Here is a 25,210-nt window from a genome sequence, read left to right as displayed (position 1 = left end):
TTTTTTTAATGCGGCTGTTCTGACAACGCAAGAAGCTACGCCCTCTGGAACGGCTGCAATTTTATTATATATTACCTATTTAATTGGGGATCGTAAATATATTTTGTGCAAAACGTTCAAAAAGGGCGTGAACTACGAGTTTCAGCCCCCGAACGGTAATGGTAAATTTACGTCTCAGCATTCGTTAAGAATCTGCCTGAGACCCTTTATCTTTTCTCTGCCCACAGGCAGGATCAAATCGGCTTTCTGCTTTAATTTTATAGCGAAGCTGTTGTTATACCATAAAAAGATTTCTGAGATATAACGGAGATTGACAAGGTAACTTTTATGTATACGATAAAAGTAATAGGGCTGCAGACGTTTCTCATAATCCCCGATTGCAGCATTTTCAGTGTAGTCGCCTTCCTTCGTATGGAGGATGCAGCCGTGTTCTCCTGTTTCGATATAGATAATGGACGGGACATCCAGAACAATTGTTTTCCGGCTGCTGTTTATGACAAGACGTCCTGACAGTTTCTTAGGCGACGGGCTCTCGTGAAGCCGTTCGCTGCATTTTTGCACAATTTTTTTTACGCGTTCAGGATCAAAGGGCTTGATAATATAATTTGCAGCCCCCATTTCAAACGCTTCCAGAGCGTATTCAGAATATGCAGTAGCGAATACAATCTGAGCCTCCGGAAGCATTTTCAGGACGGCAGCAGCCAGAACCGTGCCCTTCATGTCGCGCAGGTCAATATCTACAAAAATCAGGTCAAAGACCTGTTTCCCAAAAAGCTCCAGCGCCGAGGCACCGCTGTTGGCCTCTGAAATCTCGGCATCAGGCATGACCAGTTCGATTTGATGCCGCAGCTCTCTGCGTGCCGGCCGCTCATCGTCTATAATTGCTATTTTCATTTTCACCACCCCTGTTTTTCATCTCTTCAGTAATTTCAGTAACGGTCAGTATCACTTTACTTCCATCTTTTCCGGTATCGATCACAATTCCGGCACCGTCTTCACATATGTTTTTCAGGCGCTGGTCCACATTGGCCAGTCCGAATGATTCGTTCCCTCAAAACCGCTCTTCCAAAGGCTGACGGCAGCTTCCGGAAATCCGTATCCCTGATCGGACACTTCAATTTTAACGGCATTTTCCGTTTTCCATGCACGTATCGTAATGATTCTCCGTCCCTGGCTGTCGCTTCCGTATTTGATGGCATTTTCTACAACGGGCTGTAAAATACTGGACGGAACGAGGCAGCCGTAATCGGCCCTGATATCAAAGGATACCTGAAGGTCTTCTTCAAACCGTGCCTGCTCCAGCTCCAGGTAATGATCCAGATGCTTCAGTTCATCTCCAAGGGATACGACGTACGATGTATTCTCAAGCCCTTCTCTGAAATAAACGGCAAGGGAGAGCAGAAGTTCTCTTGCTCTGCTGGGATTTTCCCGGCATACACATGAGATTGCGTTCAGAGCATTGTAAAGAAAGTGCGGGTTAATCTGAGCCTGAAGCGCCTTAAATTCTGCTTTGCGCAGCTGTTTTTTCTGAAATTCCAGCTGCGACAGCTCCAGCTGAGTGGAAAACAACACGGAAAGTCCTTCGATAAATTCCTTATCTGTTTCCAGCATCATAAGACGGTTTCTGACGGATACGGACAGGCTCCCGACCGGTTCTCCCCGAATAATCAGAGGGGCGGCAATAGTTGTATTTTTCTTTGTCCACCCATAGACGACGGCACTGCCTGTATTTTCCGTGTCGGTGATGACCTGTTTCTTTTCCATGGAAAGTCTGGCGGCATGGGGAAATGCGGTACTGTCGTTCTCTTCTTTCGCATGTGGCTGAAACTTGCTGCGCCTGCTAAAACACGGTCTTTGTTAGTGATGATGACCTCATCTCCAATGCCTGCCGATAAAATGATGTCTACGGTCTGGGCCATATCCTGACGGCTGGTCAGTCCTCTCCTTAAATGAGGAAGGCACTGCTGGGCGATGGAGAGCGCTATCTTCAGATTGCGCGCCGATTCATGATCCTTTTCACGAAATGTCTTAGTGAAATTGGACAGGAACATAAGCGTTCCCAGAGCATTCAGGACGACCATCGGGAGGGCCAGAATTCTGACCGCTTCCACGGCTGAATCGAAGGGGCGCGATATCATAAGAATCAGTGACATATGGAGAGTTTCACAGATCAGAGTCATGCAAAACAGCTTGCCGCCTTCCCAGCTGCCTCTGACAAAATGCGGATAAAAAGCAGCACATATAAATCCGTAGAGAGCACAGGACAGGGCGCAGGCATAAGTAGTAAAGCCGCCTACAAAAAGAAGGCGGTGAAGCCCTGCGAGAATACCGACCGTGATGCCGACGACCGGCCCCCCGATCAGGCCTCCTGCCAGAACTCCAATCACACGTGTATTTACGATTACACCTTTGACATTGATTCCGGTATAAGTAGACAGAATACTGACGGCGCTGAAAATGAGCGACAGCATAAGCCTCCCGCCCAGCCTGTCCCAACGCTCCATGACAAGATACCGAAGCGACGGTATCCTGGTTAAAAGGCTGGAGATGGTAAACAGCATGCTGATATTAAATATCAGGCTTAAAAAGATCCCTTGTGAAGCCATAATTTCCCCCCGGCAACCTCTATGTATGTTTATGTTTCGTTAAGGTTTATTATAACGGAAGAATGGAAATGGGGCAAGGATATTTCCATACAGGGACAAAGAGGCGGGAAGGCGGGCGGAAATTACAGAGGGAGAATACTCGTTACATAGGGTTCTCCCCTGAGAGGCTGATAAATACTAATAATTGCAAAATGGGGATTGAGATTTTCCGACTGAGGTTCTGCAATACACATAAACCGGTAATTAGTGCCGTTTACGATCTGTTTTGCAACAGCTACCGGCACATAAAAATAGTCGTCGTGTTTTCCGACTGCACGGTAGAACACGTATAGATCATAGGGGGTAAGATCGGATTGATAAGACCAGCCGCCTGGCATAGGCATACCTCTGCATCAGTTATCATTTCTATATTGTATGCGGTGTATGGAGGAATCGTTAAACAGGGGCTTAGACTTTAAAAGAGCGCAGAAAGGGGCAGATGACAGAAAAGGATCAATCGTTTTCCGAAAAACAAAAAAGCCCTGAGTAATCAAGGCTTTTTAGCGTGCATGAGAAGATTCGAACTCCCGGCCTTCTGATCCGTAGTCAGACGCTCTATCCAGCTGAGCTACATGCACATTGCTGCATTCGCAACGTTAATTATTTTATGATATTATAAGAAATTTGTCAAGAGAAAAAGTTAAAAAAGAATAAATAATTTTGGGACGGTCAAAAACATTGAAATTTTATACTCAATATGTTATTATTCAAGCACTAAGTTGGATGTCAGGAAGATGAAAAATGCGAAGGTGCAGGCCCCGGGCCGATGCACCCATTTTTGCATCATAGGAATTTTATGTATGTGCAGTTTTTGATTTACCAAAGGGAGGAAACATCGAAGACGGCCTGACAAAGAAGAGGAGGAGACTTGAGTAATATGAAAAAAAGGTTTGGTGTATTGGCGGCAGCAATGGCAGCAGGTCTGGCACTTTGGGGCTGCGGAGGCAGTATGGTGCCGGCGGAGTCGGAGACCCAGCAGCAGACGGAGAATGCGGGAAGCACAGACGTGCCGGGCGAGACGAAGGGAACAGAAGTCGATACCACAGGTTTTCTGCGGGTGGCTTTAGTGGCAGATATTCAGACGGCTGATGTACATAAGACATCCAAGGACTATGAGATTCCGCTCAATATTTATGACAGGCTGGTGGAAGTCGAGGTTCAGGATGACGGAACCACAAAGATTGTTCCAGGTCTGGCAGAGAGCTGGGAGGTGACTCCGGACGGACTTGTTTACACATTTAATCTGCGGCAGGGAGTCAAATTCCATAACGGAGCTGATTTTACGGCAGAAGATGTAAAATATTCTCTGGAACGTATGCTGACGGTACAGGGAGGCACGAACTCGGAATTTGTGGACCAGATCAAGGGGGCTTCAGAACTGTTCGAAGGAAAGGCAGAGGAGCTGGAGGGAATTAAAATTCTTGACGATTATAAGGCGGAGATTACGTTAAGGGAACCATACGCAGGATTCCTGGCATGTCTGTCCAGCCCGGGCGTAGCGATCTATGATAAGGAAAGTACGGAAAAGGCGGGAGACCAGTTTGGACTTGATCCTTCTGTTACGGTGGGAACGGGACCGTTTAAATTCGTTTCCTGGACCCTGAACGACCAGCTTGTGCTTGTTCGGAATGAGGATTACTGGAAGGGAGCTTCCGAGCTTCCGGGAGTTGTAATCAAAGTGGTTCCTGACGTTCAGACGCAGAGCATGATGTTTGAAAGCGGAGAACTGGATATCGTTGATTTAGATTACGCAAGGGATTCCATCGGCCACTTCGAGGAGGCTTATCCGGATCAGATCGTTTCCGGCCCGCGTGTAGGAATTACATATTTTACTATGAACCAGAACATGGAACCGTTCAATGATGTAAAGGTGAGAAAGGCCGTACAGATGTCCATTGACCGCCAGGCAATACTGGATTCTCTTTATGATGGAAAGGGACAGCTGGAAAACGGTATTTTCCCTCATCATCTGATTGGATTTAACGAAAAGCTTCCGACTATAGAGTATAATCCGGAGGAGGCGAAGAAGCTGCTTGCAGAGGCGGCTACGCCGACGGTTTTACGATGGAGATTGCGGCGGACAGCAGCGCTTCCGATACGAGGACCATGACTCTTCAGGTCATCAAGGATCAGCTGTCACAGGTTGGAATCACGGCTGACATCAAGACATATGATGAATCCACATGGCTGGATACGAGGAATTCGGGAGAGATGGGATCCTATACGTCCACGTGGTCGGCTGACTATAATGACCCTGACAACTTCATCTATGCGTTCTTTGGCAATGAAGAAAAGACAAAGATGCGTTCCCTCAATTATCCGGATCAGTCTGTAATGGAACGAATTCAGAAGGCGCGTTCGATCGTGAACGAGGACGAGAGAATTGCGGAATACAATGATCTGGAGGAAAAGCTGATTCATGAGGATGCAGCATGGGTTCCGCTTCTTTCAGAGGAGCACCTGTTTGCAGTCGGTGACAAGGTGGAGGGATTTGCTCCTGCATGGAATGGTTTCAGTGACATTAGTTTTTATAACATATCTATAAAATAATACAGAACGGTTCAGGACCTTCCGGCCTTGAACCGCTGCAGTGATATTTAAATATGACAGTCATTCGGATGAGGTTGTGACAAAACCTCATCTGTTTTGGCATTTAGGAGGAAAATCTTCGTGGTTAGTAAAATTCTGAAACGAATAGCAGCGTCCATACCTGTTCTGATCGGCGTTATTCTGCTTATTTTCATCATGCTTCGGATTGTGCCCGGCAATCCGGTGGCAACGATGATGGGAGAGCATGTCAATCAGGCCGTAATTGAAAAGGTCAGCCGTGAGATGGGACTTGACCAGCTCTCTACGTGCAGTTTTTCCGATATGTGGGAAATGCTCTGAGAGGTGATTTCGGAACATCCTACCGGCTGAACAGGAATGTGACATCCATTATACTGGAGGCATTTCCAAATACGATTAAGCTGGCGGTGTGTTCGGCGGTATTTGCATGGATCATTGGTATAGCTGCCGGTATGACAGCCGCTATTCGGCAGAATAAGATCATTGACCGGCTTTTCATGGGAGCTGCTCTCATGGGCGTTTCCATGCCGGTGTTCATGATCGCCCTTGTGCTTCAGTACTCTCTGGCTTTCAAATTAAAATGGTTTCCCGTATCGGGATATGATTCCATTGCATGCATGGTGCTACCCGCTGTCGTGCTGGGATGGAACTCGGCGGGCAGTATCGCCAGGATGACACGGTCTAATGTGCTGGAGGTCATGCAGGATGATTACATCAGGACAGCCAGGCAAAAGGCCTGAGAGAATACAGAGTCATTATCTGCCACGCGTTAAAAAATGCCATGCTCCTGTCGTAACCATGATGGCTCTGCAGATTGCCAGTATGCTTTCAGGAGCGGTGATTACAGAAAGCGTATTCGGAATACCGGGAATCGGCCGCCTGGCTGTAAACGCGATTGAAACGAGAGATATGCCTTTGCTGCAGGGAACGGTTGTATTTACGACGATCCTGGTCATTATCGGCAATCTGGCGGCGGACCTTTTGTATTCCGTATTAGACCCAAGAATCAGGGAGGATGCATAAGATGGCAGAGTTGGAAGGAAAGAAAATACAGAAGCCGTCGGATACGGCGGCTCAGATCGGAGAGGCCGATACGTGGCTGGATAAACTGAAAACCCTGGTAAGGCAGAATAAGCTGGCAGCGTTTTCTGCTGTGGTGATTATCGTTATCGCCCTAATGGCAGTATTTGCCCCTCATATTGCCCCTTACGGGTATCTGGAACAGGACCTCGTCAACCGGCTGCAGGCGCCAAGCGCAGCTCATATTATGGGTACGGATGAACTTGGCAGAGACGTATTCAGCAGGCTGCTGTACGGTGCCAGGATTTCGCTGGTGGTCGGCATTGTGCCTACGGTTGTAGCGATGACTGCGGGCACTGTCCTGGGACTGGTTGCCGGTTTTTACGGCGGAAAAACTGATTATATTATTATGCGGCTTGGGGATATTATGCTGGCTTTCCCGGCGCTTCTTCTGGCAATGGTCTTCATGTATACTCTGGGTGGAGGATTGATGAACATTTTTATCGCCCTGAGTGTAACGGAGTGGGCAAGCACTGCCCGGGTGGTGCGGGCGCAGACAATGTCATTAAAGGAAACGGAGTATGTGGAGGCAGCACGTTCAATCGGCGTGAAAAAACCGAAAATTATGTTCCGCCATATACTGCCTAACTGCATACCGTCTCTGATCGTATTATTCACACTGAATATTCCGTCTGCCATTCTTTCTGAATCCAGCCTGAGTTTTTTGGGCGTGGGAGTTCAGCTTCCCGACGCCAGCTGGGGGCTGATGGCCTCCTGGGGTAAAAAATATCTGTTCAGCGAACCCTGGCTTCCGATTGCTCCGTGTATTGCCATTATGGTCGTAGTGCTGGCATTCAATTTTCTGGGAGACGGACTTAGGGATGTGCTGGATCCATATCTGAAAGAACAGTAAGGGGGCAGAACGATGAGCGAACATATGGCACTGCAGATTGAAAATCTGAAATCTCATTTTTTTACCTCTAAAGGCGTTGTGCCTGCAGTGGATGGGGTATCCATCGACGTCCCGGCTGGAAAAATTGTCGGTATTGTCGGTGAATCTGGCTGTGGAAAAAGTATGACAGCCATGTCTGTGATGGGGCTGCTCCGCCATCCGGGCAAAGTTGTGGACGGAACGATCACTCTGGATGGACGTGATATTACCCATTTGAACAAAAAAGAGTTCTCTGAAGTGAGAGGGCGCGACATTTCCATGATATTTCAGGAACCGATGACGTCGCTGAATCCTGTTTACCAGGTGGGACGCCAGGTTAGGGAAGCGATTGTTCTCCATCAAAAAGTGAGCAGGAAAGAGGCAAAGGAACGGGTAATCGATATCTTCCGGGAGGTAGGAATACCAGAACCGGAAAAGCGGTATTACGCATATCCGCACCAGTTGTCAGGCGCCTGCGGCAAAGAGTGATGATTGGTATGGCGATGGTGTGCAAACCGAAAGTGATGATTGCAGACGAACCGACGACAGCTCTTGATGTGACGATTGAAGCACAGATTCTGAGACTGATGAAGCGTCTGCGCGATGAACAGGGGACTTCCATTATAATGATTACTCACAACATGGGAGTGGTTGCGGAAGTATGCGATTACGTCTATGTTATGTATGCGGGAAAGGTGATGGAACAGGCAGAAGTCTTCGAGCTTTTTGAAAAAACAAGCCATCCATATACAAAAGGCCTGCTGAGATCAATCCCGAAGCTGGACGGGAAGGAAGAACGGCTATACACGATTGAGGGCGTTGTGCCGAACCTCCTTCATCTTCCTAAAGGCTGCAGCTTCTGTGGCAGATGCGAAGAGGCGATGGATTGCTGTTTTGAATCGAGGCCGGATATGTACGAGATCAGAAAGGGCCATCAGGTAAGATGCTTTAAATATAAGGATTCTGCCTGCAGCAAAGAAGAAATGCAGCAAAAGGAGATATCGGCGGGAAAGGAGAACGAGGCAGATGAATGGTGAGAACAGAAAGATACTCCTGGAAGCACGTCAGCTCGTAAAAGAATTTCCGCTGAATAAGGGCAGAAGAGGAAAACAGACAGTTCATGCAGTTTCTGACGTCAGCCTGAAAATCTACGAGGGAGAGACAATGGCACTGGTCGGAGAATCGGGCTGCGGAAAAAGTACTCTTGGCCGTCTTCTTATACGGCTGATTCCGCCTACATCGGGAGAGATTATTTTTGAAGGTGAAAATATCGAACGGATGAGCGACAGGGAGTTTGGCAGCAGAAGGCGGCAGATGCAGATTATATTCCAGGATCCGTACGCTTCGCTGAATCCGCGTATGTCTGTGAAGGAAATCATAGCGGAACCACTCGTAACATATGGAATGAGAGGGAAAAAAGAAACGGAGGAAGAAGTTCTGAAACTTATGGATCTGGTAGGAATTCCCAGAGATTTTCTGAACCGTTACCCTCATCAGTTTTCCGGAGGCCAGCGCCAGAGGATCGGAATTGCCAGGGCAATTGCTCTGAGACCGAAACTGATCATCTGTGATGAGCCTGTTTCCGCGCTGGATGTTTCCATACAGTCTCAGGTTCTGAACCTGCTGAAAGACCTTCAGGAGATGTATTCGCTGACCTACCTTTTCATTTCCCACGATTTGAGTGTTGTGAAATTTATTGCAGACAGAGTATGCGTCATGTTTTTAGGAAGTGTATGTGAAATCGGAGAGACGGAGGAATTATATGATCATCCGCTTCATCCATATACGAAGTTTTTGCTGGAGGCGATTCCAAAGGCAGATCCAAGGCTCAGAAATGAGGAAAAGGAGATTTTGAGCGGGGAGATTCCAAGTCCGGTAAATCCTCCGTCCGGCTGCCGCTTTCATACCAGATGTCCTTATGCTCAGGAAATCTGCAGCCAGGTGGTGCCGAATGGACAGAATTTTGGAGAGAGGCAGGTTTTCTGCCATTTTCCGTTAAACAGGTAAAGGGGTAAAAATGAACTATATCAGACTGAAAAATTTAAAAGTGCGGACAAAGCTCATGCTTCTGGGAGCGATCAGCATTGCAGGCGTTCTCATTCTGGGAATACAGGCGTCGGTTGCCACCAGCAGAATCAAACAGATTAATACGGACATTTCCCAGTACTGGCTTCCGTCCGTCGTCATCCTGGAAGATCTGAACACAAAGACGTCCGATTACCGTATACAGGAGTATTCCTATGTTATGTCAGATTCTGAGGAAGAAAGACGGAATCTGGAGGAAGAACTGCATGTTCTGAGAGAAGAAATCTGGACGGGAATCGGCGATTATAAGGTACATGCTGCAGATAAGCCGACAAGAGCGCTGATCGATCAGGCAGAGGAGATCTGGAAGGAATACATGGACTGCAGTGAAACGATGCTGGCCGTGAGCAGGGCTAATCGCCATGATCCTCAGATTAAAGCACTGTTTGAAGAATCGCATGACATGTTTAAGGAAGGAAGCGACCTGTTCCTGGATATCGTAGAATACAATGAAAAAGAGGCTGCGAGAGCAGGAATACAGGACGAGAACACGTACGTACGGTATATGGTTGGAAAAATCATTATTCTCCTTTTAATCACATTGATGATTGTAGGACTGGATATTCATCTGATGCGTCTGATCGGAAAGCCGATCAGTGATATTACGGAAGGAATCTGGAAGGTATCCAACGGCGATTTAAGAGTGCATATAGACTATGATTCCATGGATGAAATCGGTACGATGGCAAAGGGACTGAACGATCTGGTATGGCGTCTGAATACGATGATCAGCGATGAAAAGCAGATGTTTGACGACATTGGAGACGGAGAATTCAAGATCAAAGCTCAGACTCCCCAGGTGTACAGAGGAGATTTTTCCGCCGTTCTGTATGAGATCACCGGCATGGCAAAACGGCTGGAGGAACGATGCAGAGACGGGAAATCGGGACAGGAAGGAAAAAATAAAGAACAGAAAAATAAAGAACAGAAAAACAACGAGAAATAGCGATGCCCGGAGAAACTCCGGAACTGTTTGCTGAGGATGTTGCAAAAAGGAATAGAGTATTGCCGCCGATACCAGATGTAGTAATTGGGCCATTGCCTGGGACGAAATCTGGTATCGGCGGCAATGCGGATTCGACTTTTGCAACACCCTTTTTTTCTGCTTTTATTTATCAGCTGTTAATGCAGTCTTTATAAATGACGCCGTTCTTCATTACCAATACAGGGCTGCTCAGCGTCTCCAGATTTTGATATGGATTGCATTTTAGTGCAACGATGCTGGCTTTTCGTCCTTTATCAAGACTGCCGATCAAATGCTCCATGCCGCACAGACAAGCACCATAATAGGTAATACCTTTCAGGCTCTCTCTTACAGAGGCGCCGCATTCATGTGCGTAAATAGCTTCCTTGTAGAGAAAGGTATGGAAGGCATCCGTGCCAAGAGCAAATTTTATGCCGCTTTTCAAGATGGTTGACATACGCTCCCGTACCCGTTCTCTGTTTCGACGTACGTTGGCAACCTTGGACGGAGGACAGAATGCCTCTCGCTTTGGATCAAGAAAGTTGCCTGCCGTAAGAATGGCCCATCGATCATTTTTAATTAAAAGTTCCAGTTCATCGTCGGAAATACAGTAGAGGTGATCAAAGGCGTGTATTCCTGCTTTGATTCCCTGTTTTAAACCTTCGCCGCCGATGCAGTGCGCAGAGACCGGAAGGCCGAGCCTGGCGCCTTCTTCTACTACTGTCTTCATCTCATCATAGGAGATAAAATATGGAGCATTTCCCTTCAGTGGCGGAGCGCCGGCTGTAATGAAAACTTTTAGATGATCACAGCCATGAAGCATATTTTCCCTGGCCGTGCGGCGAAACTCTTCCGGACCTGTGTGAGGAAGGCCTACGAAGCCATGTCCATGCAGTCCACGCATTCCGATACCGCAAGTATATAGATCAGGTCCGAACACATGATTCTTTTCAATTTCTTCCTTTAAGGTTGTGTCAATAAAATCTCTGTCTCCCATACAGCGTGCAAAAGTAACTCCGGACATTAAGTCATCATGCAGGGAATTGAGAGCCAGTACGGATAAGCGGCAAGTACTGTCATTCATCATCTGATGATGACCTGGAAGTCTTGCGTCCAGAGAAAGGTGATTGTGACTTTCAATAAATCCCGGCATCAGTGTAACATTACCCAGATGATGGATATCAGCCGTTTCTCCATATTTTTGAACTGCAGCGCCTGTAGGAAGAATTTCTTTAATCAGATCGTTTTCAATTACAATGCAGGAATTATGTGTTTCAGCCAGGTCCTTTCCTGCCAATAAGGTGTCGGCTGTAAGTATCGTGTAGTCGGCCAAGTGAATCAGCTCCTTTTCATATGGATTAGTCGTTGAAATAAGGTACGGGCAAATGGAAACGCAATCGACACGCATGCCAGGATAAAAAAGCAAACAGTCATGGGCCGTTTAAAAATCATCCAGATACTGTCATACATTGTCATGGTAAGTGTGAGATTCTTTTCCAGCATTTTGCCAAGGAGAAGCGACAGGGCAACCGGAGACATGGAATATCCGTGCTTCAGAAGAATATAGCCGATGATGCCTGACAGAAACATGGTTCCCACGTCGATCATATTTTGATTGATGGAAAAGGCGCCGACTACCGCCAGCACGACGATCATCACAGCAAGGATTTTCTGCGGTATCCGCAATATATGTTTAGAGAATCTGCAGAAGCATAACCCGACGGCAAGAAGCATGAGATTAATGACAGCAAATCCGACAACGACCGTATAAATATCTTCTCCATTCGTTATAAACAGCGTCGGTCCCGGACGAAGGCCATGAAGAATCATTGCGCCTAAGAATATTGCAGCAGGGGCGCTTCCGGGGATTCCTAACGTGATGAGTGGAATCAGAGAACCGCCGGTAACGGCATTGTTGGCTGATTCGGAAGCGATAATTCCCTCAACACTTCCATTTCCAAATAACTCCGGACGTTCGATGCTTTCTTAGCTTCGTTATAGGAAACGAAAGCCGCCACGTCTGGCCCTGCGGCAGGAACGATGCCAATACCAATTCCAATTAAGATCGAACGTATGAAATTAGAGGTATTAGAAAGCAGATCATGAATGTGCAAATGCATACTTCCAATGTGGGCAAACGGCAGGCTGGAACTTTCTTTTTCGAGAAGCATATGAAAGACCTGAGGGATCGAGTAGATGCCGATCATAACAGGTACAGTAGAGAGCCCGCTGATTAAGGCAGGATTTCCAAAAGTAAAGCGTGGATATCCTTCTAAGGGATCCTGACCCATGGTACCGACCAAGAGACTTAAAAAGCAGATGAGCAGACCTTTTGCCATATTGCCTTCAGACAGCATACTAACAACACTCAATCCAAATAATGCAATCATAACGCTTTCAGGAGCCCCTACTTTCATAGCGATCGCAGCTAGAAGAGGAGCACACAGAAGCAGTGCAACCGCACTCCAAAAACCACCCAATGCTGATGAGAACGTACATAAGCCAAGCGCTGTTCCGGCTTCTCCTCGAACGGTCAGAGCATGGCCTTCCATAGCAGTCGGAGCAGAAGCGGGAGTACCTGGAATACCGACCAGAATTGCAGGAATGGACCCGCCGTAAACACCGCCGCAGTAGACACCGCTTAACATAAGCAGAGCCGCCTGCGGTTCCATTACGTAAGAAAAAGGGACCATAACAGCTACGGCCATAGTTGCGCTGAATCCAGGAAGTGCGCCAAAAAGAGTGCCGACACTTAGACCGAGAAGGCTGAAAAGCAGATTCATCGGCTGTAGGGTATTTAATAAACCAGTTAAAATATTCTGCAGCATGTTGTTTCTCTCCTTTCTGCTGCTATCGGAAAATACTGCCGGCGGGCAGAAATACCACAAGCACGTAAGTAAACAGGGCATAAACAGAGGCAGTCATCAGGGCCGGGAATATCAGCAGTATTTTGACGGAGCGGAAGCCGGCTGTAAACAGCATAATAATCAGAAACAGCAGTGTGGTCAGAAGATAACCGGTAATCGGGATCAGAAAGATGTAAGCGCCGCAGAGGAGAATGTACAGAGAGCTGTGCAGGAGCAGGGAGCAAAACGCCCGGGAATCGCAGTATTCGCTGCACTTCCTGCTGTTCTTGACATTCTGAATAAAGACAACGGTGTTTAAAAATACAGATCCCCACAAAAGACAACGAGGATACCATGCGGCTGTATCGGGCATCTGAAAAAGCTGGAAGGCAAATGCACCCAAAAAACAGTAAATAACCAATGATACTATGAGATCAGTTGTGCATTTCTTTAATTGTAAAACATTCAATCTATCACACCTCCATGTAAAGTTAAAGGCTTTCATTTTCAATCATTTCTCTATAAATCTGATGATCTTCTAGAAAGAACTCTTTGAATTCTCTGTAATTCTGGAAATCGGTGTTAATGCCAAGCTCTAACGCTTTTTTCTGATATTCCGGATCGCTGCATGCCTGTTCAAATGCGGAAGATAAAGCGGCTACAATCTTTTCATCCATACCTTTGGGTCCTACAATCCCACGCCAGACATACCAGCTGAAATCGCTGCCGGTCAGTTCAGCAACCGTAGGAATTTCGGGCAGGAGTTCCATTCGCGAGCTGCTGGTGACGGCCAGGGGAACCACATTGTCTGATTCAATCTGAGCAATCCCTTCCGTATAGAAGGGGCCGGAACACATGCAGTCGCCGCTGGCTACGGCATTAGCTGCCAGAATACCGCTGTCATAAACCATACGCTTGAATTTCAAATCAAATTTTCGTTCCAGCTGAATTCGAAGAAATTCCCCGTTTCCCCATGTTCCGGCCAGGCCGATTGTAACCTTTTCCGGTTCTGACTGAGTCTTGCTTATAAATTCGTCAAAATTGGTGATTCCCATGGATTTTGAAGCAATCAAAATATTTGGGTCAGAGGCATATTTGACGATCGGCGTATAATCGCCAACGGATGCTGCGACGCCTTCCAGTAGGATATCGTTGTTTGATTTACCTGGAGAAATATAGGCAATTGTATAGCCGTCAGGTGCAGATGACACGAGCTGATTCAGCCCGACACTCCCTCCGCCTCCCGTAATGTTTTGAATTACAATATTTTGTCCAAGGTATTTTTCTGCATAGGAAGCCAGTGTCCTGCAGGAGACATCGGCCCCGCCTCCAGCGCCGGCAAATACGATCAGAGTAATCGGTTTTTCAGGTTTCCATATACCGGATCCGTCGGGATTGGAAACGGAGGTTTGATCGGAAGGGACGGGTACAGATCCTTTGGAACTGCATGCGGCAAGACTTAGGGCGGTAATTGTACAAAGTGCGGTGAACAGATGTTTTTTCATAGATAAACCTCTCCTTTTTATATTTGATGATTGACCAGTCTATTTATTTATAAAGCAATTCATATGCCAGGCAATCAGTCGTTTATGGTTAAATTTAAAAAAGAGATTGGGACCGTACGAAGTAACGGCAAGTCAGAGTCTGATCTTCAAAATAATTTCCAGAATGTTCCATATAACATAAAAAACGCAGGCTCCGAGGAGGAGACCTGCGTTTTAAAAATAAAACTTGATGGCTGAAATGTTTCAAAAATAAAACTATTTATTCGATGTTGTATTCTTTCATTTTTCGCCATAATGTGCTTTTTGACCATCCGAGCAGCGTGGCGGCTTGTTTCCTGCTTCCAGAAGCCGCTTTCAGAGCGGTACAGATCATCTGTTTTTCCGCATTGCTGACGGTAAGTGAGAGGGAAGAACTGGATTCGTCTAAATGTTCATCGTAGTTTTTTGTAAGTAGCATTTTTTTTACGAGATCCGGCCCGGCTGTCGCTGTGTCACAAAGCACGCACAGACGTTCGCAGAAGTTTCTTAGTTCCCGTATATTTCCGGGCCATGTGTACTGCAGGAGAGCGGAAGCGCCTTTTGGGGAAATCGATTTCAGAGGATAACAAAATCCAAAATCGTGCTTTTTAATGATATAATCAGCTAAAATCAGACAATCACTTTTTCTGCTCCTGAGAGGCGGAATTTCCAAGCGAAGGACGTCCAGGCGATAGAGCAGATCATTACGGAATTCTCCCGCTTCGACTTTGCTAATCAGATTTTTGTTAGAAGCGGCAATGACTCTTACGTCGATCGAGGTTACGCGGTCATGGCCGAGGCGGATGATTTCTCTCTCCTGGATGACGCGCAGAAGCCTGCCCTGAATTTTAGATGAGATGTCTGATATCTCATCGAGAAAGATGGTCCCCTTGTGGGCCAGCTCAAATAGACCTGCCTTTCCGCCCTTGGCGGCCCCTGTAAAGGCGCCGTCTACATACCCGAACAATTCGCTTTCCAGGAGATTTTCCGGCAGAGCGGCACAGTTGACGGCAACAAAAGGGCCATCTCTCCGTGCGCTGGCATTATGTATGCTCTGGGCAAACATTTCCTTCCCCGTTCCAGTTTCACCAAGTATCAGAATATTGGAACTAACTGAGCTGTAGCGCCTGGCCGTCCGGACAATTTCCTCCATCTCCGAACATTGATAAATGATGTCCTCAAAGGAGTACTTTGTAAAAAATCCCTTTTCGTGAGTTTTATTGCGGATTTTGCCCTCAATTTCCTGAATAACTGCGGCCTTTTGAAAGGTTGCAACTATGCCTGCAGGCTCTGGGCCGGATAATACGGGAACTGCATTGACTGTGAGCAGCACCCCTTTTATCCGGATAAGCTCTTCCGACATCGGCCGTCCGGACTGGATCTCTTTATAGTCAATTCCTTCAAAGAGTTCCTGAAAGGTATAACGCCGGGAGGGGGAGAGTTCAAAGAATTCCTGTGCATACCTGTTGACAAGAGTGACAATTCCTTCCGCATCCGTTGAAATGATTCCCTCAAAGGAATAGTCCATAATATTGCGAAGGCGTTCATTCTTTTTGTGTTCCTGACGCTTGATTTCAACGATCCGTACGGCTTCGTCCAGAGCTCTGGAAATGTCTGATTTGCTGGATTCAATCAGGCACCCTGGAATATTATGTGCATTTGCATATTCCAGAACGGTGGACCCGCCAGCCACGGCTTCAATCCCCTGCAACTTTAGGTGCTCGATCTGAGCAGGGATACTTTCGGGATTTCGTATTTCCATAAATATGATCTTCTGGGTAAAGATATCGATCAGTTTTTCTGCTTCTTTCATGGCATTCGGCAGAGAAAAGACAGCAATACTTTTCGGATGGTATTGTTCAATACAGGAATTGATAGCGATCACTACATCATAGCCGCTTATAGGAATTTCTACCGTTGTTATACCGGAACGGATCAGGGACTGAGCCGAATACATCCTGGCAATTACAACATCCGTATCTTTGCGGAATCTGTAATGCAGCGGTTTGCCTTCATAGACACTTCTTTTTGCCTGTGAATCAATCATTTCCAGAGAAATCTCCCTGCTATTGGGATGTTCTGCAAGAACCTCTTCCACCACGGATGTCACCCAGTCATAGGGTTTGATTAAAACGATATTTATCATTTGAACACCTCCATACGAACGTCTGATGCAAAGTTGTCATTAAAACATAAGCCGACAGTTCCTATACGAGTCTAATTATAACATATCTGAGTTAATTGTTGAAATTATGAGATATGAAATAAGTTTCAGATACTCTTTTGCATAAAAACATGATAAAATATGGTCTGGACACAAGGTTTTGTAGAAAAATCGGGACAGGAAGGAATGACAGAAGAAAATGGTAGTGGAAAAATGGATGGTTCAGACAAAGAAGGCTGATTTTAATGAGATTGCAAGGAAGTTTTCAATCAGTCCTGTTACGGCCAGAATTATGAGAAACAGAGATGTGACGGGAGAAGAGGCCATCCGCAAATACCTCTATGGGACGCCGGAAGATCTCTGTGAACCGCGCCTTTTAAAGGACATGGACAAGGCAGTGGGACTTATACTGGATAAAGTGCAGGGCAGTAAGAAGATCCGCATAATTGGAGATTATGATATCGACGGCGTCTGCTCTACATATATATTATACAAGGCTCTGAAACGTGCAGGCGCTCTTGTGGATTATGAGATACCGGACAGAATTAAAGACGGCTATGGAATTAACGAAATGATAATTGAGGCGGCGGCAGCCGACGGTATTGATACGATTATCACATGTGACAACGGCATTGCGGCGGTCAAAGAGATAGCTCTGGCAAAGGAGCTGGGGATGACCGTTGTAATTACGGACCATCACGAAGTACTTTGTGTAGACGGAGAGGAGATCGTTCCTCCGGCGGATGCAGTAATAGATCCAAAGCAGGCGGAATGCCGGTATCCGAATCCTGAAATCTGCGGTGCAGTTGTGGCGTGGAAATTTGTGAAAGTGCTGTATGAATCCTGCGGTATTCCGCGTCAGGAATGGGAGGAAATGATTGAATTTGCTGCTGTCGCCACTGTGGGAGATGTCATGCGCCTCCAGGATGAAAACAGGATTATTGTAAAATACGGGCTGAAAAAGATTGCGACGACATCGAATAAGGGCCTGAAAAAACTGGTGGAAAAGAATAATCTGGATATTGAAAGTCTGTCTGCATACCATATAGGTTTTGTCATTGGACCTTGTCTGAATGCCGGCGGAAGGCTCCAGACGGCGAAGGTCGCCCTGTCTCTGCTCCTTACGGACGATGAGGCTGAGGCGGACAGGCTGGCGGAAGAGCTGAAAGAGCTGAATGATATGCGCAAGGAGATGACTCAGAAGGGAACAAAGGAGGCGGAAGAGCTCGTAGAACGCTTTTACAGGGACGATAAGGTGCTGGTGGTATATTTGCCGGATTGCCACGAATCACTGGCTGGAATCATCGCTGGGAGGCTCAGGGAGCATTATCAGAAGCCTTCCCTTGTACTGACGAAAGCGGAGCAGGGCGCAAAAGGGTCAGGCAGGTCAATCGAAGCGTATCACATGTTCAATGGGCTGGTGGAAGTCAGAGATCTGCTTACGAAATTCGGCGGTCATCCGATGGCGGCCGGTTTTTCCCTGAACGAAACAAATATTGACGAATTCCGCCGGAGGCTGAACGAGAATGCGAGGCTTACAGAGGAAGATTTTGTGAATAAAATATGGATTGATGTACCCATGCCTCTGGATTATATTTCAGAAGAACTTATTTTGGAGCTGGAGAAGCTGGAGCCGTTTGGACAGGGGAATGAAAAGCCCCAGTTTGCACAGAAAAATCTCTCTGTCAGAAACAGCCGCGTCATGGGAAAGAACAGGAACGTGGTGAGACTATCTCTTGTTACGGAAAACGGTTTTCCAATGGACGGGCTGTGGTTTGGAGACGGGGAAGCTTTTGTCAAGGAACTGGCCGGTCACCGGACCATGGATGCCGTATACTACCCTGGAATTAACGAATATAACGGCAGCAGAACACTGCAGGTCGTGATAAAAAATTATCAATTAAGGTAAAGTGTTGAAGTGTGAAAAGAAATAGGGTATATTAAAAATAGTGACGCGCCGGAAAAGCGCGGAACTATTTGCTACGGCTTGACCGCGAGGTCAAGGCGGTTCCCATACGTTTTATGGAGCGAGGAACGAGCGAAGTAAAAAAAGTGACGCGCCGGAAAAGCGCGGAACGAAAATCACATTCAGGAGGGACATGGTATCATGGTGAAAGAAGTTATGGATATGATTGCAGATTATGACAGTGAAGTCGGAGCGGCAATCAAGGCAGAATATGCACGACAGAAAAGAAATCTGGAACTGATTGCGTCAGAAAATATCGTTTCTGAGCCGGTTATGATGGCTATGGGAACTGTTCTTACCAACAAGTATGCGGAAGGATATCCGGGTAAGAGATATTACGGCGGCTGCGAGCACGTAGACGTGGCAGAGACGATTGCCATTGAGAGAGCTAAAAAGCTGTTCGGCTGTGATTATGCAAATGTACAGCCTCATGCCGGAGCCCAGGCGAACATGGCTGTATTTATTGCCATGCTGAAACCAGGCGATACGGTTATGGGTATGAACCTAGACCACGGCGGCCATCTGACACATGGAAGCCCAGTAAACTTCTCCGGACTTTATTTCAATATCGTGTCCTATGGTGTAAATGACGAAGGCTTTATCGATTATGACGAAGTGGAAAAGATCGCTCTGGAGAAAAAGCCAAAGCTGATTATTGCAGGAGCAAGTGCTTACGCTCGTGTGATTGATTTTAAGAGATTCCGTGAGATTGCTGATAAGGCAGGTGCATATCTGATGGTGGATATGGCGCATATCGCCGGTCTGGTAGCAGCCGGCCTTCATCCGAGCCCAATTCCATATGCAGATGTGGTTACTACGACGACTCACAAGACCTTAAGAGGACCAAGAGGCGGAATGATTCTTGCGAATAAAGAGGCGGCAGAGAAGTTCAACTTTAATAAGGCCATTTTCCCAGGCAGCCAGGGTGGTCCGCTGGAGCACGTTATTGCAGCCAAGGCCGTCTGCTTCGGAGAGGCATTAAAGCCGGAATTTAAAGAATACCAGAGCCAGGTGAAGAAGAATGCGGCAGCGCTGGCGGCAGCTCTTGAGAAGCAGGGATTCAAGATTCTCACAGGCGGTACGGACAACCATCTGATGCTTGTTGATCTGAGAGGTATGGATATTTCCGGAAAAGAACTGCAGAACCGCTGTGATGAAGTTTATATTACTCTTAATAAGAATACGGTTCCAAACGATCCGAGAAGTCCGTTCGTAACGTCAGGCGTGCGTATCGGTACGCCGGCCGTTACATCAAGAGGTCTGAAAGAAGAGGATATGGAGAAAATTGCAGAGCTGATCTGGCTTGCTGCCACTGATTTTGAAGCGAAAGCAGATTATATCCGTGCAGAGGTAACAAAGATCTGCGAGAAATACCCGATTTACGAATAAATAGTAGGACAGATATGCCTTTGGTGTCAGACATTGTTTTAAGATGGCAGCCAGGTTACCACTGAATCTGGTATGAGGGCTATAAAAGAATAGTTATGCGTCTGAAAAAAAGCAGCTATTATCGACAGATTATTTCTAAACCAGTTATATGGGGACTTGATTTATTCAAGTCCCCATATTTTATTTGACAATTACACTAACGGTAGGAAATCATTCATATTTATCTTTAAATTTGATATTTAATAATAGGACAGAGATTACGATTAAAAATATTCCTGCCAAGTTTTTAAATGTAAAGGTTTCTTTAAATATTGCAGAACCGATTAGCGAAGCTACCAAAGGTTCGATAAATGCAAGAATAGAGGCTTTTCCAGTTTCCATATATTGCAGTCCTTTTGTATATAATAAAAATGGAATTGCAGTGGATATAATACCTAGAGAGAGTAGGTTATATAGTATCTGATGATTTCCTTTTATTAAGTTTATGCATGAATTTATGTTTGCAGCAGGTAAAATACATATGGAAGCAAAAATAAAAGTGTAAACATTGACCGTTATAGGGGAATACTTTTTTAGGATCATATGACTTAGGATAGTGAATAAAGAATAACCGATTCCTGATCCTATACCTGTAATTACAGCAAGCATCTGGACGGTACTGCTATGCATATGATCTAAGCCTGCAATTAATACACACCCAGTAAAAGATAATAGGATAGATAATATTTTATATCGAGTTAACGGCTCATGAAATAAAAAATACGAAATAATTACAGTAAAATATGGAGCAGTATACAATAAAATAGATGCGACTGATAATGTTGATAATTGAATGGTAATAAAATAGCAAATATTAAAAAAGATAATGCTAAATATACCAGTACCGATAAAATAACCTGTGTCCCTTAATCTGATATCAAGCTTGTGTTTGTCAAAAAACAGGGTGAAAAACAGCAAGAAGAGGGCGGAAATAACACATCGCGCTGCTGTAAGCTGTATTGCGGTGAAGCCTTCAGAATATAAAGGCCTTGTAAATAGTCCAATTATACCCCACAAGATAGAAGCTGCAATAATCATAATTGTTGATTTAATATGATTTAAATCTTTAGAATAATATTTTGAGTTCATACAATACTCCCTATTTATTGTGTTAGTAGCCTGTTAATATAAGTATATAGTAGAGAATGTTTTTAGTAAAACGACATTTGTTAATATAGAACGTGACAATTTTTCACATAAGGAGGAGCTCAAATGGATTTAAAAAAATGTGAAGTTCTGCTTAAGGCAGTTGATTATGGCAGCTTTTCAAAAGTAGCAGACGAACTGGGGTATACACCATCGGCAATAAGCCACATGATGAATAGTCTGGACCGAGAAGTTGGATTTCAGCTGCTTGTACGCGGCCATTCAGGGGTTAAGCCTACGGATAATTGTGTTAAAATATTGCCTATTTTGCGTGAATTGATAAAATGGGATAATCAACTTGAACAGGTTGTTTCAGAAATCTGTGGTTTAGAGACAGGCACTGTGACAATCGGTACATATGCAAGCATATCCATTCACTGGCTTCCAAGAATTATAAAAGCATTTCAGGCCGATTATCCTCATATCAAGATACGGACAATGGAAGGTGTGCGGCAGGAGTTGGAGACTTGGTTAGATGAAAATCGCGTGGATTTTTGTGTTTATAGTTATCAGCCTCAGATCAAAAGAGATTGGATACCATTGAAAGATGATCCAATGCTTGCCGTGCTTCCGCCTGATCATCCGTATGCAAATAAGAAGTCATATCCAATAAGCGCATGTGAAGGAGAGCCTTTTATAATGCCTGCATTGGGGCAGGACTATGATACGGCTCAATTACTTCGGGAAGCGCGTGTGACACCGGATATAAGTTTTTCGACGATGGATAATTATTCGACTATTTCAATGATAGAATGTGGGTTAGGAATCAGTATCATGAATGAACTAATTACAAAAGGAATGGTTTCTAATGTTGTAAAAAAGCCATTAGATCCGCCAAGATATATAACAATGAGTATAGCTCTACCATCCCTGGAAAAAGCTTCGCCTGCTGCTCGAAAGTTTATTGATTACGTAAAAAAAATGATAGTTGAGATATAGTAGAAAGTCTGGAACTAATACAAAATGTAGAGGTTTCAGACTTGATTTTTTTTCATGATGTAAGTGAAAAACTGTCGCTTTATTATAAACATGCCCATTGTTATAATGAAATTGTTAACGAGAATGTCAGAAAAGGAGGGGGATACTATGGAAGTAACAGAGGATCGGTTATATGATGAATCAATAATTATCGATACCTGTGCGCCGCTTGCAACGGTTGGAGATAAATATAGACATTTCATCAATGGCCGCTTAACTGCAATCGGCGCCACTATTTTTCCTGTGACAGGTTATTTACCAGAAACAATCAAAGGAATAGCTGAATGGTATGACCGGATCAACAAGGATGAACGCTTGCTGCAGGTGCTTAAAGTGGATGACATCTATAAGGCAAAAAAAGAAAAAAAGCTGGGAATAATTTTTTCATTTCAGGGGACCAATCATATTCAGTCCGATATAAGCCTTTTAGAGATCTATTACCGTCTCGGGCTGCGTCAGATACTTTTATGCTATAACAAAAAAAATGCAGTAGGAGATGGATGCGAAGAACCTTCGAATGGAGGCCTTAGTATTTTTGGCGAGAAGGTAATTAAGGAAATGAACCGTTTGGGAATTGTTGTAGACCTTGCTCACACTGGGTATAGAACAACGATGGAAGCTATGGAAGTGTCGGATAAACCGTGTATTTTCAGTCACGGAAATCCTTATAATGTTCATCATTCACCAAGAAATCTAAAGGATGAACAGGTTATCAAAATTGCTAAAATGGGAGGCGTAATTGGTATAAACGGTTTTCCGACATTTGTGTCAGACAGCCGTCAGCCCGACATAAATCAACTGATCGACCATATTGATTATTATACAAAATTAATAGGTATCGATCATATTTGTATAGGGCTGGATTATTGCGAATCGATGGCGGGAGTAATTCCTGACGATGTAGCCATGAAAGAATATACATACAGGATAGAAACCGGACAATGGTCGCCCAAGACATATCCGCCGCCGCCGTATCATTTTCCGAAAGAAATTGAAATCCCTGATATGATGCCCAATATCGTACCTGCATTAAAGGCAAGGGGTTACGCTGACAGTGACATTAAGAAAATTCTTGGTGAAAACTATATTAGAGTCTTAAATGAAGTCTGGTGATAATCACAAGGAGGGGCTGTATGGATAAATTACCGTTTGAGGTTGACAATCGTTTTAAAATCTGTAAAAAAGAAATGATTATTGCATTCCTTTTTCAAATAGCATACACAGTTACAATGTTTATAATTGCGTATGGTTTTGGAGGGAAGCCGTTGTCCGAGTATCGTTTTATAATGGGTTTTCCAAGCTGGTTTTTTGCGCTGCTTGTTACAGTTGCTGTATTTTTTGTGTTGCTGGCATTTTTGTGCTTTAAATATTTTAAGAACATGAGTATTGATGCATATGTTGACGAGGAGGAGAGGGAATGAATATTATTTCAGGAAAAATAAAAATGATAGTCACGATTACATTTGTTGTCTATACGATTTTTCTGATTGCCATTGCTTTTCTTTCAGGAAAGAGTATGTCGAAAATATCAAGTAAAAATTATGTGGATGAATTTTTTACCGGAGGCCGTAAGACTGGCGTCTTAATGTTGGCATTTATCACTGCTGCCGGAATCTGCAGCGGAGGAACATTTATTGGTGGTCCTGGAATGGATAATGCCCGTGGTATAAGTTATTCATTAATGAATTTTTTTAGCTTCGTGTTTATAGGTGTTAACACAATTGGAACTGTAGGGAAAAAGTTAGGTATAATTGCCAGAAGAATCAATGCAGATACTTATATGGATGTTTTCATGGCAAGATATAATAACAATAAGATTATTTTGAGTATTGGTTCATTTGCGATTGTGATATTCCTTCTTTGCTATTGCTCATCTCAATTTATAGGCGGCGCCAGAATGCTGGAAGTTATCACCGGTTTGGATTATAAGGTGGCAATAATTCTGTTTGCTGTGGTAGTTATAGCATATTCGACGTTAGGGGGGATACGTGGAGCCGGCCTTGCTTCAATTTTACAGGGAACAGTTATGACGATTGGAGCACTTGCCCTGGGAATCGGAGCCGTACATTATGCGGGAGGAATGGAATCTATATTCCGGAGCCTTGAGGCTTTTGATCCGACGTTTGTAAATCCAACAACTGACAGCATGTGGTGGATGCTGTCTCTGTGGGTAATGTTTGGAATTATTTATCTGGCAATGCCGCATGGGGCTTTAGGGTGTTTAACATATAAGGATACAAAAACACTGCACAGAGCTATATTTGTTGCCTGCGTATGTACCCCAATCTGGTCTATTTCCATGAACTTTTCCGGTTTGGCATCCGTCGGAATTTTTGGAGCATTAGACGTTGCGGACCATACCACTCCTTTGATGGCGGCAACTGTTTTGCATCCGGTTCTGGCGGGCTTAACAATTTCAGGCGCCTGTGCGGCGGCACAGTCAACCATTGCAGCTATGCTACTGGCAATCAGTGTACAATCGTCAAAAATCTTTATAAGAAATTACGCCCTTCTGCTGCTCCGAATACTCAAAAAAGTATAACGATATTAGTTACACTAATATGTGGAATTATAGTATTTGTAATGGCATTAAACCCGCCAAGTCAATTGGAATGGATAATAATGTTCGCGACAGGAGGACTTGCAGCAGGATTTTTCTGGCCCATGTTGTTAGGACTATATTGGACACGTATGAACCAGTGGGGCGCAATTGGCGGGATGATATCAGGTATTATTATTTACATGATAGGAAAAAAGTTTTATACCCCATTGGCAATGGGAATGGACCCGATTATGGTAGGACTAGCTGCCTCTTTAATTGCCTGTATTGTAATTAGTATGTCTACGAAACCATCAGATGAAAGGACACTTAGAATATTCTGGGGTGCAAAACCAATAGAAGACTAAACGGATATATCTGCTGAAGCAGACATCGCCATCCATAAA

At 44.9% G+C, this 25,210-nt stretch carries 24 protein-coding genes, 1 tRNA gene and 2 pseudogenes; 16 read left to right on the top strand and 11 right to left on the bottom strand.

Features of this window, described 5'->3' with window-relative positions:
• Positions 1–174: 174 nt before the first annotated feature.
• The 5 genes from DXA13_RS13990 to DXA13_RS13970 form a co-directional block, all read right to left on the bottom strand.
• The gene (locus DXA13_RS13990; protein WP_118245232.1) at positions 175–894 is read right to left on the bottom strand and encodes a LytTR family DNA-binding domain-containing protein; all 720 of its coding nucleotides are present in this window, start codon (positions 892–894) and stop codon (positions 175–177) included.
• Positions 895–1,008: 114 nt separating this feature from the next.
• On the bottom strand, positions 1,009–1,764 hold the full coding sequence (locus DXA13_RS13985) for a histidine kinase (RefSeq protein ID WP_118245230.1): 756 nt from the start codon (positions 1,762–1,764) through the stop codon (positions 1,009–1,011).
• A complete protein-coding gene (locus tag DXA13_RS13980) occupies positions 1,668–2,606 on the bottom strand; it encodes a LytS/YhcK type 5TM receptor domain-containing protein (RefSeq protein WP_118245228.1) in 939 nt (312 codons plus the stop codon). The genes DXA13_RS13985 and DXA13_RS13980 overlap by 97 nt, the downstream gene beginning before the upstream one ends.
• Before the next feature lie 122 nt (positions 2,607–2,728).
• Positions 2,729–2,983, bottom strand: coding sequence for a hypothetical protein (locus DXA13_RS13975; RefSeq protein ID WP_118245226.1), 255 nt, complete (start codon positions 2,981–2,983; stop codon positions 2,729–2,731).
• Positions 2,984–3,149: 166 nt separating this feature from the next.
• Positions 3,150–3,223, bottom strand: a tRNA-Arg gene (locus tag DXA13_RS13970).
• 299 nt (positions 3,224–3,522) lie between these two features.
• Between DXA13_RS13970 and DXA13_RS13965 the strand changes: the two genes are divergently transcribed.
• From DXA13_RS13965 to DXA13_RS13940, 9 genes and pseudogenes are all read left to right on the top strand, one after another.
• Positions 3,523–4,755 (top strand): ABC transporter substrate-binding protein, encoded by a 1,233-nt coding sequence (locus DXA13_RS13965; RefSeq protein WP_243009149.1) that lies wholly within the window; start codon positions 3,523–3,525, stop codon positions 4,753–4,755.
• Positions 4,710–5,195, top strand: coding sequence for an ABC transporter substrate-binding protein (locus tag DXA13_RS21940; RefSeq protein WP_243009148.1), 486 nt, complete (start codon positions 4,710–4,712; stop codon positions 5,193–5,195). Before DXA13_RS13965 ends, DXA13_RS21940 begins: the two co-directional genes overlap by 46 nt.
• Positions 5,196–5,315: 120 nt before the next feature.
• Positions 5,316–5,534: a hypothetical protein gene (locus tag DXA13_RS21935; RefSeq protein ID WP_243009147.1), complete on the top strand. Its 219-nt coding sequence runs from the start codon at positions 5,316–5,318 to the stop codon at positions 5,532–5,534.
• Positions 5,519–5,953, top strand: coding sequence for an ABC transporter permease (locus tag DXA13_RS22520; RefSeq protein ID WP_278287060.1), 435 nt, complete (start codon positions 5,519–5,521; stop codon positions 5,951–5,953). The genes DXA13_RS21935 and DXA13_RS22520 overlap by 16 nt, the downstream gene beginning before the upstream one ends.
• Complete coding sequence (locus DXA13_RS22515; RefSeq protein WP_278287059.1) at positions 5,919–6,236, top strand: ABC transporter permease; 318 nt, start codon at positions 5,919–5,921, stop codon at positions 6,234–6,236. Before DXA13_RS22520 ends, DXA13_RS22515 begins: the two co-directional genes overlap by 35 nt.
• A 1-nt stretch (position 6,237) precedes the next feature.
• Positions 6,238–7,146, top strand: a complete 909-nt coding sequence (locus DXA13_RS13955) for an ABC transporter permease (protein ID WP_118245224.1) — start codon at positions 6,238–6,240, stop codon at positions 7,144–7,146.
• A gap of 12 nt (positions 7,147–7,158) precedes the next feature.
• Positions 7,159–8,201 (top strand): annotated as a pseudogene (locus DXA13_RS13950) (ABC transporter ATP-binding protein).
• Positions 8,191–9,171, top strand: a complete 981-nt coding sequence (locus DXA13_RS13945) for an oligopeptide/dipeptide ABC transporter ATP-binding protein (RefSeq protein ID WP_118245222.1) — start codon at positions 8,191–8,193, stop codon at positions 9,169–9,171. The pseudogene DXA13_RS13950 and the gene DXA13_RS13945 overlap by 11 nt, the downstream one beginning before the upstream one ends.
• A 10-nt stretch (positions 9,172–9,181) precedes the next feature.
• Positions 9,182–10,195: an MCP four helix bundle domain-containing protein gene (locus tag DXA13_RS13940; RefSeq protein ID WP_118245220.1), complete on the top strand. Its 1,014-nt coding sequence runs from the start codon at positions 9,182–9,184 to the stop codon at positions 10,193–10,195.
• Between the two features lie 169 nt (positions 10,196–10,364).
• Here the strand turns inward: DXA13_RS13940 and DXA13_RS13935 are convergent, their stop codons facing one another.
• The 5 genes and pseudogenes from DXA13_RS13935 to DXA13_RS13910 form a co-directional block, all read right to left on the bottom strand.
• Positions 10,365–11,546 (bottom strand): amidohydrolase family protein, encoded by a 1,182-nt coding sequence (locus DXA13_RS13935; protein ID WP_181995684.1) that lies wholly within the window; start codon positions 11,544–11,546, stop codon positions 10,365–10,367.
• A gap of 5 nt (positions 11,547–11,551) precedes the next feature.
• Positions 11,552–12,996: pseudogene (locus DXA13_RS21925) on the bottom strand (tripartite tricarboxylate transporter permease).
• Positions 12,997–13,063: 67 nt separating this feature from the next.
• Complete coding sequence (locus DXA13_RS13920; RefSeq protein WP_181995682.1) at positions 13,064–13,528, bottom strand: tripartite tricarboxylate transporter TctB family protein; 465 nt, start codon at positions 13,526–13,528, stop codon at positions 13,064–13,066.
• A 22-nt stretch (positions 13,529–13,550) separates the two neighbouring features.
• Complete coding sequence (locus DXA13_RS13915) at positions 13,551–14,564, bottom strand: tripartite tricarboxylate transporter substrate binding protein (protein ID WP_118245210.1); 1,014 nt, start codon at positions 14,562–14,564, stop codon at positions 13,551–13,553.
• 259 nt (positions 14,565–14,823) lie between these two features.
• On the bottom strand, positions 14,824–16,728 hold the full coding sequence (locus tag DXA13_RS13910; protein ID WP_118245208.1) for a sigma 54-interacting transcriptional regulator: 1,905 nt from the start codon (positions 16,726–16,728) through the stop codon (positions 14,824–14,826).
• Positions 16,729–16,945: 217 nt separating this feature from the next.
• Between DXA13_RS13910 and recJ the strand changes: the two genes are divergently transcribed.
• Together recJ and glyA are read left to right on the top strand one after the other, a co-directional pair.
• Entirely contained in the window at positions 16,946–18,655 is a 1,710-nt protein-coding gene (gene recJ, locus DXA13_RS13905) for a single-stranded-DNA-specific exonuclease RecJ (RefSeq protein WP_118245206.1), read from the top strand.
• Positions 18,656–18,853: 198 nt separating this feature from the next.
• On the top strand, positions 18,854–20,101 hold the full coding sequence (glyA, locus tag DXA13_RS13900) for a serine hydroxymethyltransferase (protein WP_118245204.1): 1,248 nt from the start codon (positions 18,854–18,856) through the stop codon (positions 20,099–20,101).
• 210 nt (positions 20,102–20,311) lie between these two features.
• Here glyA and DXA13_RS13895 read toward each other — a convergent pair whose 3' ends face one another.
• Positions 20,312–21,229 (bottom strand): EamA family transporter, encoded by a 918-nt coding sequence (locus tag DXA13_RS13895; protein WP_118245202.1) that lies wholly within the window; start codon positions 21,227–21,229, stop codon positions 20,312–20,314.
• 123 nt (positions 21,230–21,352) lie between these two features.
• Here DXA13_RS13895 and DXA13_RS13890 point away from each other — a divergent pair, with 123 nt between their 5' ends.
• The 5 genes from DXA13_RS13890 (at position 21,353) to DXA13_RS22505 (ending at position 25,171) form a co-directional block, all read left to right on the top strand.
• Positions 21,353–22,225: a LysR substrate-binding domain-containing protein gene (locus tag DXA13_RS13890; protein WP_118245200.1), complete on the top strand. Its 873-nt coding sequence runs from the start codon at positions 21,353–21,355 to the stop codon at positions 22,223–22,225.
• Positions 22,226–22,372: 147 nt separating this feature from the next.
• Positions 22,373–23,377 (top strand): dipeptidase, encoded by a 1,005-nt coding sequence (locus tag DXA13_RS13885; protein WP_181995681.1) that lies wholly within the window; start codon positions 22,373–22,375, stop codon positions 23,375–23,377.
• Positions 23,378–23,397: 20 nt separating this feature from the next.
• Positions 23,398–23,685 (top strand): YhdT family protein, encoded by a 288-nt coding sequence (locus DXA13_RS13880; RefSeq protein WP_118245197.1) that lies wholly within the window; start codon positions 23,398–23,400, stop codon positions 23,683–23,685.
• Positions 23,682–24,806, top strand: a complete 1,125-nt coding sequence (locus tag DXA13_RS22510) for a hypothetical protein (RefSeq protein ID WP_118245194.1) — start codon at positions 23,682–23,684, stop codon at positions 24,804–24,806. Before DXA13_RS13880 ends, DXA13_RS22510 begins: the two co-directional genes overlap by 4 nt.
• Positions 24,689–25,171: a hypothetical protein gene (locus tag DXA13_RS22505; RefSeq protein ID WP_278287061.1), complete on the top strand. Its 483-nt coding sequence runs from the start codon at positions 24,689–24,691 to the stop codon at positions 25,169–25,171. Before DXA13_RS22510 ends, DXA13_RS22505 begins: the two co-directional genes overlap by 118 nt.
• Positions 25,172–25,210: the final 39 nt, after the last annotated feature.

This window comes from Clostridium sp. AM58-1XD (genome assembly GCF_003464085.1).
Lineage (GTDB): Bacteria > Bacillota > Clostridia > Lachnospirales > Lachnospiraceae > Lachnoclostridium_A.
Note: the sequence above shows the minus strand (reverse complement) of the source record. Positions and strands in the feature narration are given on the sequence as shown.